Genomic DNA, 12,589 nt, shown 5'->3' with positions numbered 1-12,589 from the left:
TCTGGAGTGGTTATGAGTCAGCAGGACGCGGCCAGGCAACAGGCCAATACCCGAAACAACATCCGCGTGGTGTCTATTTTTACCGCCGCGGCGATCGGCATCGTCGGCGTATTGGTTATTCTTTACGCCTGGCAGTTGCCCCCTTTCACCCGGCATAGTCAGTTTACCGATAACGCTTATGTGCGCGGTCAGACGACGTTTATCAGCCCACAGGTTAACGGGTATATCACCGCGGTGAACGTCAAAGATTTTGATACCGTTCAGCCGGGACAGGTACTGTTCCAGATTGACGATCGTATCTATAAGCAGCGGGTACACCAGGCGCAGGCGACGTTGGCGATGAAACAGGCGGCGCTGAAAAACAACCAGCAGCAGCGGAAAAGCGCCGAAGCGACGATCGCCAAAAACGAGGCCGCCTTGCAAAACGCCCGCGCGCAGAATCAGAAAACTCAGGCCGATTTAAAACGCGTCCAGGAGCTTACCGCGGACGGGTCGTTATCCATTCGCGAACGCGATTCCGCGCGGGCCAGCGCGGCTCAAGGCGCTGCCGATATCGAACAGGCGAAAGCCACGCTGGAGATGTCGCGCCAGGATCTGCAGTCCACTATCGTCAATCGCGATTCGCTGGAGGCCGATGTAGCCAGCGCCAAAGCAGCGCTCGAGCTTGCCGAAATCGACCTGCAGAATACGCGGATTATCGCCCCGACGACCGGGCAACTGGGGCAAATCTCCGTACGCCTTGGCGCTTATGTCAGCGCGGGGACGCATTTGACCTCGCTGGTACCGCCTCAGCATTGGGTTATCGCCAACCTGAAAGAGACGCAGCTCGCCGAGGTGCGCGTCGGCCAGCCGGTTACCTTCTCGGTCGATGCGCTGAATAGCGAAACCTTCCACGGCAAGGTACAAAGTATTTCGCCAGCAACCGGCGTCGAATTCAGCGCGATCTCGCCGGATAACGCGACCGGCAACTTTGTCAAAATCGCCCAGCGAATTCCTGTCCGTATCGCGGTCGATGAGGGGCAGAAAAACAGCTATCGTCTGCGTCCGGGTATGTCGGTGCAGGTGACGATTGATACCCGCGCGGAGAATAAACAATGATCCGCCCGTTAACTCTTGCCGTGGCGCTGGCGCTGGTCGGTTGTCAGTCTGCCGATGTACCACGCGCGGATCCCACGCTGGCGATCCCGGCTGCCTGGCGGGCCGATGTGGGTCCATCCAGCCCGGTAGAAGGCGTGTGGTGGCGTAATTTCCACGACAGCGCCCTTAATCAGTATGTCGATCGGGCGTTGCGCTACAACAGCGACGTCCTGATCGCCCGTGAGCGGGTTAACGAGTATCAGGCGCGTGCCTACGCTGCTAATAGCAGCTTATTCCCCTCGCTTGATGCCAGCCTGACCGGTACCCGCGCTCGCGCACAGTCCGCCGCGACTGGCCTGCCCATTCACAGCACGCTGTACAAAGGGGGCCTGACCGCCAGCTATGACGTCGATATATGGGGAGCCAACCGCAGCGCCGCCAGCGCCGCCGAGGCCAGCCTTGAAGCGCAGAAAGCCGCTGCCGCCGCGGCTAATCTGACCGTGGCGACATCGGTCGCCGTCGGCTACGTCACCTTGTTGTCATTAGACGAGCAGTTGCGGGTCACCCGCCAAACGCTGAAATCGCGAGAAGATGCGTGGAATCTGGCTAAACGGCAGTATGAAACCGGCTATACCTCGCGCCTGGAGCTCATGCAGGCGGATTCAGAGCTACGCTCCACGCGGGCGCAGATCCCGCCGTTGCAACATCAAATTGCCCAGCAGGAGAACGCCCTGAGCGTGCTGTTGGGCGACAATCCCGGTACGGTGAAACGCAATGAATTCGCGCAACTTACCCCACTACGGCTGCCCTCGCAGCTGCCATCATCGCTAATGAGCCGCCGTCCTGACATTGTACAGGCTCAACGACAGCTGGTGGCCGCCGATGCCACCCTTGCCTCGTCGCAAGCGCAGTTGCTGCCATCGATTAACCTGACCGCCACCGGCAGCCTGCAGGACCGGACGCTGCCGGAACTGCTCGATAATCCGCTGCGGCTCTGGAGCATCGGCGGCAGCATTCTGGCGCCGTTACTCAACCGCCAGGCGCTAAATGCGCAGGTTGATGTCTCGATGGCCCAGCGCAATCAGGCGCTGTACGGGTATGAGAAAACGGTACGCGGCGCGTTCAAAGAGGTGAACGATAGCCTGGATGCCATCAGCCGCTACGGGGAACAGTTAACCGAGCTCAAGGAGCAGGAATCGGTCGCCGCAGAGACGTTGCGTATCGCGCAGAACCGCTATCGTAACGGCTACTCTTCTTATCTGGACGTGTTGGATGCGCAAAGAACGTTGTTCTCCACTCAATTAAGCGTGGTGCAGGTGAAAAATAATCTTCTGCTGGCGCAGATTGATTTGTACCGGGCGCTGGGAGGCGGCTGGTCTGACTCATCAGGGAGCTAAATGGGGAAGCGTAATATGCAACAACAGTGGTCGGCAGTAGACAATTATTTGATTGAGGCCTTAATCCCCGGCGATCCTATGCTCGATCGGGTACTGGAAAACAACCATCGAGCCGGGCTGCCGGCACACGATGTCGCCGCCAATCAGGGGCAGTTTCTCGCCCTGCTGGTAAGACTTACCCAGGCTAAGCGGATACTGGAGATCGGTACTCTCGGCGGCTATAGCACCATCTGGATGGCGCGCGAGCTTCCTGCCGACGGCCAACTACTCACGCTGGAGGCCGACGCGCATCATGCCCAGGTGGCGCGGGAGAATCTGCAGCTGGCGGGCGTTGACCAGCGGGTCACGCTGCGGGAGGGGCCGGCGCTACAGTCTCTGGAGGCGCTTGGCGAATGTCCCGCTTTCGACCTGATCTTCATCGATGCCGATAAGCCGAATAATCCCCATTATCTGCGCTGGGCGCTACGTTATTCCCGCCCAGGAACCTTAATTATTGGCGATAACGTGGTACGCGACGGCGAAGTGGTTAACCCACAGAGCGCCGACGAGCGCGTTCAGGGCGTGCGTCAATTCATTGAGATGATGGGCGCCGAGCCACGGTTGACGGCAACGGCGCTGCAGACCGTGGGTACTAAAGGCTGGGACGGCTTTACTCTGGCGTGGGTAAACGCTTAAGCGAGTAGCCCCGGTAAGCGCAGCGCCACCGGGGATAACCAGCCAGGCTACGGCGTAATTTGCTCCATCGCCTGTAACACGCGTTTGTCCGAGATCGGATACGGGGTACCCAACTGCTGAGCAAAGAAGCTGACGCGCAGCTCTTCGATCATCCAGCGGATCTCCTGTACGTCGTCATCATCACGGCGATTCGGCGGCAGCTTATTCAACCACTGCTGCCACGCCTGTTGCACGCTCTCGACTTTCAGCATCTGGGCGCGGTCACGGTGTGGATCGATTGCCAGCTTCTCAAGACGCTTTTCAATTGCCTGCAGATAACGCAGCGTATCGCCGAGACGGCGGAAACCGTTGCCGGTCACAAAGCCGCGATAAACCAGACCTGTCATCTGCGCTTTAATATCCGACAGCCCCAGGGCCATCGTCATATCTACCCGCCCTTTCAGACGCTTATTGATGTTAAATACCGCCGTCAGGATCTGCTCGACCTGCTTCGCGATATCGACCACCGTGTCGTTCAGTTCGGCGCGCACTTTATCGTGCAATTTACTAAAGCCCTCTTCAGTCCATACCGGACCGCCGGCTTCATCGATAAGCTTGTCAACGCCGCAGGAGATGCAGTCGTCAATCAAATCCAGCACCTTGCCATAAGGGTTGAAATAGAGTCCCAGCTTGGCTTTGTTTGGCAGTTTCTCGTGCAGATACTTAATCGGCGACGGAATATTGAGCAACAGTAAACGGCGTAAACCACGCCACATTGCCTGCTGCTGTTCCTGTGGATTATCAAACAGTTTGATGGCTACGCTGTCACGCTCGTCCACCAGCGCCGGCCAGGCTTTCACCTTATAATTACCGCGCTTCTGTTCGTAACTCTCCGCCAGCGTGCCGAAACTCCAGATATGCAGCCCACTTTGTTCAATACCGTCGTCGGCCACCGCTGATAGCGTCTCCTGAACTTTGCCTTTCAGCGCGTCCTTCAACGCCTGCAAAGAGCGCCCTTCCTGCAGTTTCTTATTTTTGTCATCCACCACCCGGAAAGTGATTTTCAGGTGATCGGGCACCTGATCCCACTGCCAGGACTCGCGGTCGATAGTCACGCCGGTCATTTTACGCAGCTCACGCTCCAGCGAATCCAGTAACGGCAACGCCAGCGGCGTCGCGCGGCCTAAAAAAGCCTCCGCATAGTTTGGCGCCGGGACAAAATTCCGTCGTACCGGTTTCGGTAGAGATTTGATTAACGCAATGACCAGCTCGCGACGCAGGCCGGGGATCTGCCATTCAAACCCGGCTTCCTCCACCTGATTGAGCAGCGGCAGAGGGATATGCACCGTTACGCCATCGGCATCGGCACCGGGCTCAAACTGATAGCTGAGACGCAGTTTAAGATTGCCCTGATGCCAGAAGTTCGGGTAGTCCAGTTTACTGACCTGCTCCGCCCCCTCTTTAATCAGCATGCTCTTTTCAAAATTGAGCAAGTCTGGCGTTTCGCGGCTGGCCTGCTTCCACCACTTATCAAAGTGGCGAGCGGAGATGACATCGTGGCTAATGCGCTGGTCGTAAAACTCGAACATCGTCTCGTCATCCACCAGGATGTCGCGACGACGCGACTTATGCTCCAGCTCTTCGATTTCAGCGCGCAGCTTCAGGTTATCGCGGAAGAAAGCATGCCGCGTCTGCCAGTCGCCCTCTACCAGCGCGTGGCGGATAAACAGCTCACGGCACAGCGCCGGGTCAATCTGGCTATAGTTCACCTTACGCGCGGCGACGATCGGCAGGCCATAAACGGTCACCTTTTCTGTCGCCATCACCGCACCCTGCGACCGCTCCCAGTGCGGTTCGCTATAGGAGCGTTTGATCAGATGCTGCGCCACCGGCTCAACCCACTCAGGCTCAATGCGGGCGGCAATACGCCCCCACAGGCGGCTGGTCTCGACCAGTTCCGCAACCATCGTCCACTTCGGCGGTTTCTTGAATAGACCGGAACCTGGGAAGATAGAGAACCGCGCATTACGGGCGCCGGTGTACTCCTGTTTATCAGAGTCTTTCATCCCGATATGCGACAATAAACCGGTCAGCAGCGCGGTATGAATCTCCCGGTACTCCGCCGGCTCACTGTTGATAGGCAGGCCGAGTTCTTTCACGACCTGGCGCAGTTGGGTGTAAATATCCTGCCATTCACGCACGCGTAAATAGTTGAGGAAATCCACCCGGCACTGGCGGCGGAACTGATTCGACGAGAGCGCCTTTTGTTGTTCGCCGAGATAGTTCCACAAATTAACAAACGCAAGGAAATCAGACTCTTTATCGTGGAAACGGCGATGTTTCTCATCAGACGCCTGCTGCTTGTCCATGGGACGCTCGCGCGGATCCTGAATCGACAGCGCGGAAGTGATGATCATCGCTTCACGCACGCAGCCATGTTTCTGCGCTTCCAGCACCATCCGCGCCAGACGCGGATCCACCGGTAGCTGGCTGAGCTGACGGCCCAGTGGGGTTAGCCTATAAGCCGTTGCCTGCTCATCGGTGGTGATGGCGCCGAGCTCTTCCAACAGGCGTACGCCATCCTGGATGTTGCGCTTATCCGGCGCTTCGACAAACGGAAACGCGGCGATATCGCCCAGCCCCAGAGCGGTCATTTGCAGAATGACCGAGGCCAGGTTGGTACGCAGAATTTCCGGGTCGGTAAATTCCGGCCGCGACAGGAAATCGTCTTCCGAATAAAGACGAATACAGATACCTTCCGATACGCGCCCGCAGCGACCTTTACGCTGATTAGCGGAGGCCTGTGATACCGGCTCGATAGGCAGGCGCTGCACTTTGGTGCGATAGCTATAGCGACTGATGCGCGCGGTACCCGGATCGATAACGTATTTAATTCCAGGTACCGTCAGCGACGTTTCGGCAACATTGGTCGCCAGGACAATACGCCGCCCGCTATGCGACTGGAAAACCCGGTTTTGCTCGCTGTTAGATAAACGCGCATATAGCGGCAGCACTTCGGTATGACGCAAATTGAGCTTATTCAATGCATCAGCGGTATCGCGGATTTCCCGCTCGCCGCTCATAAAGATCAGGATATCGCCGGGGCCTTCGCGCCCCAGTTCATCGACGGCATCAAAAATCGCCTGCAGCTGATCGCGTTCGGTATCGTCTGCCTCTTCAACAATGGGACGATAACGCACTTCAACCGGATAAGTCCGCCCGGAGACTTCGATAATCGGCGCATGATTAAAATGGCGCGAAAATCGTTCCGGATCGATGGTGGCGGAAGTGATGATAATTTTCAGGTCCGGGCGCCGTGGCAACAGCTCTTTGAGATAGCCCAGCAGAAAATCAATGTTCAGGCTGCGCTCATGCGCTTCATCGATAATGATAGTGTCATACTGCATCAGCAGGCGATCCTGCTGGATTTCCGCCAGCAGGATACCGTCGGTCATCAGCTTAACCATGGTGTTTTCGCTGACGTGGTCGCTGAAGCGGACTTTATATCCGATACAACCGCCCGGCTCGCTCTGCAGCTCTTCAGCAATGCGGTTAGCGACGGTTCGCGCCGCCAGTCTACGCGGCTGGGTGTGCCCAATCAGGCCTTTCAGGCCGCGCCCCAGCTCCATGCAGATTTTAGGTAACTGAGTGGTTTTACCTGAACCGGTCTCACCGGCGACGATCACCACCTGGTGATCGCGCACCGCTTCGAGAATCTCTTGTTTTTTCTGGCTAACCGGCAGGTTTTCCGGATAGGTAATCGTCGGACGCGCGGCTTCTCGCAGCAGGACTTTCCCTGCTGCTTGTTCTATCTCCTGCGTCATCTCCTGCAGAATGGCCTGCTGAGCATCAGGATTTTTAACCTTCTTTACGCCATGCAGGCGACGGCTGTAGCGCGATTTATCGCGCAGCATCAGGTCATCAAGCCGTGCATAAAGCTGCGAGAAAGTAATTTTTTGTTGTTCTGTCATAGCGTTATCGGGCAGTGCTCTGCCGGAAAAATCTCTTATGAAATATTGCTGTAGATTACCACATCTGTTGAACTCATGCCTTGTTCAAAAAAACTGAACATAGGATTCGATATATTGCGCTATCTCTACGGCATGATTGTGAATACAGTGTCACCAGGCACCAGGGCATTGTCCCGTCAATCACATTAAAAAGGAAACACCCATGAGCAAAGTATTAGTTCTGAAGTCCAGTATTCTTGCAGGGTACTCACAATCTGGCCAGCTGTCCGACTATTTTGTTGAACAATGGCGCGAAAAACACCCGGGCGACGTGGTCACCGTGCGCGATCTGGCGGCAAATCCGATTCCGGTACTGGATGGTGAACTGGTTGGCGCGCTGCGTCCGAGCGATGCTCAGCTGACTGCGCGTCAACAGGAAGCGCTGGCGCTCTCCGATGAGCTGATTGCTGAACTGAAAGCTAACGATGTGATTGTTATCGCTGCGCCGATGTACAACTTCAACATCCCGACTCAGCTGAAAAACTATTTTGACCTGGTTGCCCGTGCAGGTGTCACCTTCCGTTACACCGAGAAAGGCCCTGAAGGTCTGGTTACCGGCAAACGTGCAGTGGTTCTGACCAGCCGCGGCGGTATCCATAAAGATACGCCAACCGATCTGGTCACGCCGTATCTCTCTACCTTCCTTGGCTTCATCGGTATCACCGACGTGAACTTCGTATTTGCAGAAGGCATCGCCTATGGTCCAGAAGTTGCGGCCAAAGCACAGTCCGATGCCAAAGCGGCAATCGACAGCGTGGTTGCAGCCTGATAAAACCAACCTCCCGCACCAGCGGGAGGTTTTATTCTTGCCAGGAATTAAACGCTAACGCCATGCGCGGAAGCTAACGCCGCCAGCCCACCCGCAAATCCCTGACCAACCGCTTTAAATTTCCATTCCGCACCGTGACGATAAAGCTCGCCAAAAATCATCGCCGTTTCCGTTGATGCATCTTCGGATAGATCAAAGCGCGCAATTTCCTGGCCATTATCGTGGTTATACACCCGCATATAGCTGTTCTGCACCATGCCAAAGTTTTGTTTCCGCGTTTCTGCGTCGTAGATGGTGACGGAGAAAACCAGCTTCTTGACCTCAGCGGCCACCCGGGAAAGCGTGATTTTGACCTGCTCATCATCGCCATCACCTTCACCGGTGCGGTTGTCGCCCTGATGTTCTACGCCGCCGCAAGGACTCTTCTTATTATTGAAGAAGATAAAATTCGCATCCGATAGCACCTTGCCATCTTCGCCAACCATAAAGACCGATGCATCGAGATCGAAATCTTGCCCATCCGTGACTCGCGCATCCCAACCCAATCCCACCATCGCAATATTCATCGACGGCGCTTCTTTAGTGAGTGATACGTTACCGCCTTTAACGAGGGAAACAGCCATTTTAAACCTCCTGTTATAAACTACTGTATGGCCCGACGGACGGTCGGGCTGCTCGGTTTTTAAGATGCATTAATGCCATACTGGGCGCAGACGCTGGATAATCCGCCAGCGTATCCCTGCCCAACGGCGCGGAATTTCCACTCGCCGTTATGGCGATAAAGTTCACCAAATAGCATTGCCGTCTCGCTGGAAGCGTCTTCCGTCAAATCGTAACGGGCCACTTCAAGTTGTGAATCGTTGTTGACCAGGCGAATAAAAGCGCCTGACACCTGACCAAAACTCTGACGACGCATTTGTGCATCGTGAATGGTAACCACGAAGACGATTTTGGCGACGTTGGCCGGGATCATATCCAGTTTGATGATTAGCGATTCATCATCGCCATCGCCTTCCCCGGTGCGGTTGTCGCCGGTGTGGGTGACCGAACCGTCTGCCGATTTTAAGTTGTTGTAGAAGATGAAATCGCTATCGCTGCGCACCTTTCCCGTCTCTGATAACAGGAAGGCAGATGCATCGAGGTCAAAATCCTGGCCGTCGGTAGTGCGGACATCCCACCCTAATCCAACCAGCACGTTTTTCATTGACGGATCGCTTTTGCTAAGAGAAACGTTACCGCCTTTTGACAGTGATACGCTCATATTAAATCCTTTTTAAAGTGAACATGAAGAAGGACAGCGCGAGGAATTAATGCTCCCCTGGCTGTTCCTCGTTTTTATCCTGAAAGACAAAACTGGCGACAATACCAACAATAAGCACCAGTAGAACGACATACAGACTGGCGGTCGCCGAAATACTATAGCCATGGTGCCAAAGATGATCGGTGGCGTTCAGACCAAGCTTAAAGGCAATAAAGAAAAGCAATACGATGACCGCTTTTTCAAGATGCACTAAATAATGTTTGAGTGCCTCCAATACAAAATAAAGCGTACGTAGGCCAAGGATGGCAAACATCATCGCGCTATAGACAATCAGCGGCTCCTGGCTTATTGCAATAATGGCCGGCACGGAATCAAAAGCAAACATCACATCAGAGAGTTCTACTACTGCCACGCATAGCATCAGCGGCGTTGCATATAACGCGACGCGCTTTCCGGTGCTGATAATGAGATCTTTATTTTCCGGCTTCGCCCGTTCACGCTCGACCTCTTTCGCGGTAAGTAAAAAAGCATGCCCCACTAATTTTGGCCAGATAGGGAATACACGTTTTACAAGACGGTAAGCGAGATGCTGCGAGTAATCTTCAATTTCATCGCTCTCCTCCCCGCTTTTTAACATCATGACGGCCGTCCAAAGCACAATTAAGGCAAAGACTATTTCAACATACGGGCCCAGCGCTAATAGTCCTGTGCCAATGGCGACAAAAATAGCGCGGAAAATAATCGCGCCGATCACTCCCCAGTAAAGGACACGGTGGCGATAGCGTTCCGGAATGCCAAACCAGGAGAAGATCGCCATCATCACGAAAAGATTATCGACCGAAAGCACTTTTTCTAAGGCGTAACCAGTAACAAATAAACTAGCCACTTCCGCGCCGTGGTGCACCAGTAGAAACCCGGCAAAAACCATCGCCACCGCAACCCAAAATAGTGACCATAACGCCGCGCTTTTCAGCGATATGACGCTATCGTTACGATGCATTACGAGGTCAATAACGATCGCCCCAATGGCGAGAATAATAAAAACGCTCACCGTTTCAACGGGAAAACCTAAATGAGTGGAGACCATGAAATACCTTTAAGTGCTGTGGTTAAAGACCAAACTCTTCAGCGTTAAAACCGAGCGCAGCGATTATTTCTCGGGTTGCCGCCTGTTCATCCGGGTCGAAATTACCATCGCTTTTACCCACCGCAATTCCTACCCGTACAGCCAATTGCGCAGCTTCTGGCTGATCCTTTAAGGCCAGAATATATTTCATGGTTTCACCTTTGCCGATTTCCATATCGAAATCGAAGCTGGATACCAATTTATTAAAAAAGTCGATTACTTCGTTGGTATCAAAAACTTTCATTTCTTCCGACGAGCGCAGAAAACCCATCATTTTCTGTTTTTCTTCGGCGCTAACACCATCACTGGAAACGGCAATACGAGCACATACCGCAACAGTTACTTGCATGAATTTCTTATTTTTAAATCGCCCAACCTGTTTGACCAGTTCTACGCGGCTGGCGCTCAATGTCGATTTTACTTTATTGAATAATCCCATCGTTCCCTCACTTGGTTTTCTTTATTTTGAACCGGCTCGCCAGCGGAATCCCCAGCCGAATGCGCGATCCATCTCTTTATGGCCGGTGAAATATTGATTGATACGCTCTACTTTTATGGCGCCGTTATCATTGACTAAGCGAGCAATAGCGCACATTGTTCGACGATTATTGCCTTCGGTCAGTCGGGTTTCGATTGGCGGCTGCCCGGGAACATGTAGCGTGACGACACCATCTGTTTTATCCCAACTGGCGACCCCCTCATAAATAAAGGCATAGATTAATATCTGGTTAATTTTTTGCCATTCGCTACCATTTATCCAGATCCATTCTCCATCGTTAACCGCCCCCGTGCGATCGTCACCCTGAAGCTGAATAAAAGGCGGTTGTTGATATCGCCCAAATGCATTACCCAGTGCTTGTACTACGCTTAAATCGCCATTTTTTAATTCGACAAAAGCGCCCAGATCCAGATCAACGCTGCTGGCGCCTGCCCCTAATAATGAACCAAATAAACCTGTAGCCGAGCTTTGGCGATGCCAATTCAGATTTACGCGTATCTCGCCATAATCGTCACGTTTAGCGAGGCTGATTGCCGGTTTCTCTTTAGTCAAAGTGACCTTACTGAGGTTCACTTTCACGGGTTCATCTGCAGGGGGCAAGGCTTCATCGGCAATATCAACGCCATAGTATTCAGCGAGCGGTTTTAGGCCGCCAGTAAATCCCTGTGCGACAAAGCGAAACTTCCACTCGCCATTACGCCGATAAAGTTCGCCCAGTATCAGCGCTGCTTCATTTCGACCGTGAACATCGACCTGACACTCAATCAGCGTAGTACCGTTATGCTCCACCGCGATCGTCAAATGGCCTAATTCACCGATAGTCCTGTTATTATCGCAGGTTGCGGTAAAGGCCACTTTCTGGACATCCGCCTGCAGCAGCCCTAATGTTACCTGAAATACAGTAGCGGTATTATTAGTACTCAGCTCAATGGTATTATCATCATTTCGCGGCTGGCCGTAAAAACACATATCCGCATCGCCTCTTACCTTATTATTGGCATAGAGACGAAATGACGACACATCAATACTACTGCCCGCGCTTATTTTGATACTAAGGTTAGCAACAGGAACCGCGCTATTTCCTCCGGGTAATAGTTTCATTAGCGCACCACAATGCGTAATACGTCACTTTTCATATCGTCGATGGTGCGCCCCTGAGCTGCTTGACCATGGGCGGTAAAATCCCAACTGCCGTTCTGGCGGCTTAATGAAGCAATAATAATGCCGGTATGAGAACCTTGCTCGGTTAGCTGATAGCGGGCCAATTCCTGATTATTTTGATCGAGCACGCGGCAATGGGCATTCTCAACTTCGTTAAACGTTTGGCCGCAAAAACTATTGACGGTAAAGGCCAGATATTCCACGTTAGCGGAAAGTTTCTCCAGATTAACGCGAATGACTTCATCATCACCGTCACCTTCTCCCGTTAAGTTATCGCCGCTATGCACGACAGCGCCACAGCGAGATTTCAGCTGGCCAAACCAAATGGTATCCAGCACGTTGCCATTCTTATTCAATAGAATGCAGCTTGCATCAAGGTCGATAGAACCTGCGCCACCGGAGAACAACCCGCCGAATAGCCCTTTTTTCTTTGCCCGCAGAGGATCCCAGCCCAGACCAAAAGTCAGCTGCGATAATGCCGGAGATACTTTGCTTAATGATATTGTCTGATTTTTAGTAAGTGAGACCATTTATTCTTCCCTATTAAATACATTTAGCAAATCAATATGCGTTAAAGACTCAAAAAAATCATATCATGATAAAGAACTGACACAAGGCAATTTAGAAAATTAAGA

At 53.2% G+C, this 12,589-nt stretch carries 11 protein-coding genes; 4 read left to right on the top strand and 7 right to left on the bottom strand.

Annotation, left to right across the window (positions count from 1 at the left end):
* The first annotated feature begins 12 nt into the window (after positions 1–12).
* From KGA69_RS17055 to KGA69_RS17045, 3 genes are read left to right on the top strand one after another with little or no spacing between them, the layout of a single operon-like run.
* Positions 13–1,098, top strand: coding sequence for an HlyD family secretion protein (locus KGA69_RS17055; RefSeq protein ID WP_047048854.1), 1,086 nt, complete (start codon positions 13–15; stop codon positions 1,096–1,098).
* Positions 1,095–2,474 carry an efflux transporter outer membrane subunit gene (locus KGA69_RS17050; RefSeq protein WP_049060838.1) on the top strand — a complete coding sequence of 460 codons (1,380 nt, stop codon included), beginning with the start codon at positions 1,095–1,097 and terminating at the stop codon, positions 2,472–2,474. Before KGA69_RS17055 ends, KGA69_RS17050 begins: the two co-directional genes overlap by 4 nt.
* Positions 2,475–3,149, top strand: a complete 675-nt coding sequence (locus KGA69_RS17045) for an O-methyltransferase (protein WP_074165855.1) — start codon at positions 2,475–2,477, stop codon at positions 3,147–3,149.
* Positions 3,150–3,196: 47 nt separating this feature from the next.
* On the opposite strand, the gene hrpA is transcribed toward KGA69_RS17045, so the two are convergent.
* Positions 3,197–7,042, bottom strand: coding sequence for an ATP-dependent RNA helicase HrpA (gene hrpA, locus KGA69_RS17040; RefSeq protein WP_266098915.1), 3,846 nt, complete (start codon positions 7,040–7,042; stop codon positions 3,197–3,199).
* Positions 7,043–7,301: 259 nt separating this feature from the next.
* Between hrpA and azoR the strand changes: the two genes are divergently transcribed.
* Entirely contained in the window at positions 7,302–7,907 is a 606-nt protein-coding gene (gene azoR / locus KGA69_RS17035; protein ID WP_045393899.1) for an FMN-dependent NADH-azoreductase, read from the top strand.
* 47 nt (positions 7,908–7,954) lie between these two features.
* Here azoR and KGA69_RS17030 read toward each other — a convergent pair whose 3' ends face one another.
* The 6 genes from KGA69_RS17030 to KGA69_RS17005 are packed head-to-tail and all read right to left on the bottom strand — an operon-like array spanning position 7,955 to position 12,484.
* A complete protein-coding gene (locus tag KGA69_RS17030) occupies positions 7,955–8,530 on the bottom strand; it encodes a TerD family protein (protein WP_045393896.1) in 576 nt (191 codons plus the stop codon).
* Positions 8,531–8,589: 59 nt separating this feature from the next.
* On the bottom strand, positions 8,590–9,168 hold the full coding sequence (locus KGA69_RS17025) for a TerD family protein (protein ID WP_045393893.1): 579 nt from the start codon (positions 9,166–9,168) through the stop codon (positions 8,590–8,592).
* Positions 9,169–9,214: 46 nt separating this feature from the next.
* Positions 9,215–10,255, bottom strand: a complete 1,041-nt coding sequence (locus tag KGA69_RS17020) for a TerC/Alx family metal homeostasis membrane protein (protein ID WP_045393891.1) — start codon at positions 10,253–10,255, stop codon at positions 9,215–9,217.
* Positions 10,256–10,277: 22 nt separating this feature from the next.
* A complete protein-coding gene (locus KGA69_RS17015; protein ID WP_213292504.1) occupies positions 10,278–10,733 on the bottom strand; it encodes a tellurite resistance TerB family protein in 456 nt (151 codons plus the stop codon).
* A 21-nt stretch (positions 10,734–10,754) separates the two neighbouring features.
* The gene (locus tag KGA69_RS17010) at positions 10,755–11,894 is read right to left on the bottom strand and encodes a TerD family protein (RefSeq protein ID WP_213292503.1); all 1,140 of its coding nucleotides are present in this window, start codon (positions 11,892–11,894) and stop codon (positions 10,755–10,757) included.
* Positions 11,894–12,484, bottom strand: coding sequence for a TerD family protein (locus KGA69_RS17005; protein WP_213292502.1), 591 nt, complete (start codon positions 12,482–12,484; stop codon positions 11,894–11,896). The genes KGA69_RS17010 and KGA69_RS17005 overlap by 1 nt, the downstream gene beginning before the upstream one ends.
* Positions 12,485–12,589: the final 105 nt, after the last annotated feature.

The organism is Klebsiella sp. A52 (assembly GCF_018388785.1).
In the GTDB taxonomy this organism is placed as follows: domain Bacteria; phylum Pseudomonadota; class Gammaproteobacteria; order Enterobacterales; family Enterobacteriaceae; genus Klebsiella; species Klebsiella aerogenes.
The sequence above is the reverse complement of the archived record's forward strand: the minus strand, read 5'-3'. Positions and strand labels throughout refer to the sequence as shown.

What these genes read in the sequence shown, in the direction of transcription:
- KGA69_RS17025 (WP_045393893.1), bottom strand. Translation starts at nt 9,168, where the DNA reads ATGAGCGTATCACTGTCAAAAGGCGGTAACGTTTCTCTTAGCAAAAGC.
- KGA69_RS17030 (WP_045393896.1), bottom strand. Translation starts at nt 8,530, where the DNA reads ATGGCTGTTTCCCTCGTTAAAGGCGGTAACGTATCACTCACTAAAGAA.
- KGA69_RS17020 (WP_045393891.1), bottom strand. Translation starts at nt 10,255, where the DNA reads ATGGTCTCCACTCATTTAGGTTTTCCCGTTGAAACGGTGAGCGTTTTT.
- KGA69_RS17045 (WP_074165855.1), top strand. Translation starts at nt 2,475, where the DNA reads ATGGGGAAGCGTAATATGCAACAACAGTGGTCGGCAGTAGACAATTAT.
- KGA69_RS17055 (WP_047048854.1), top strand. Translation starts at nt 13, where the DNA reads ATGAGTCAGCAGGACGCGGCCAGGCAACAGGCCAATACCCGAAACAAC.
- KGA69_RS17050 (WP_049060838.1), top strand. Translation starts at nt 1,095, where the DNA reads ATGATCCGCCCGTTAACTCTTGCCGTGGCGCTGGCGCTGGTCGGTTGT.
- KGA69_RS17015 (WP_213292504.1), bottom strand. Translation starts at nt 10,733, where the DNA reads ATGGGATTATTCAATAAAGTAAAATCGACATTGAGCGCCAGCCGCGTA.
- KGA69_RS17010 (WP_213292503.1), bottom strand. Translation starts at nt 11,894, where the DNA reads ATGAAACTATTACCCGGAGGAAATAGCGCGGTTCCTGTTGCTAACCTT.
- azoR (WP_045393899.1), top strand. Translation starts at nt 7,302, where the DNA reads ATGAGCAAAGTATTAGTTCTGAAGTCCAGTATTCTTGCAGGGTACTCA.
- hrpA (WP_266098915.1), bottom strand. Translation starts at nt 7,042, where the DNA reads ATGCTGCGCGATAAATCGCGCTACAGCCGTCGCCTGCATGGCGTAAAG.
- KGA69_RS17005 (WP_213292502.1), bottom strand. Translation starts at nt 12,484, where the DNA reads ATGGTCTCACTTACTAAAAATCAGACAATATCATTAAGCAAAGTATCT.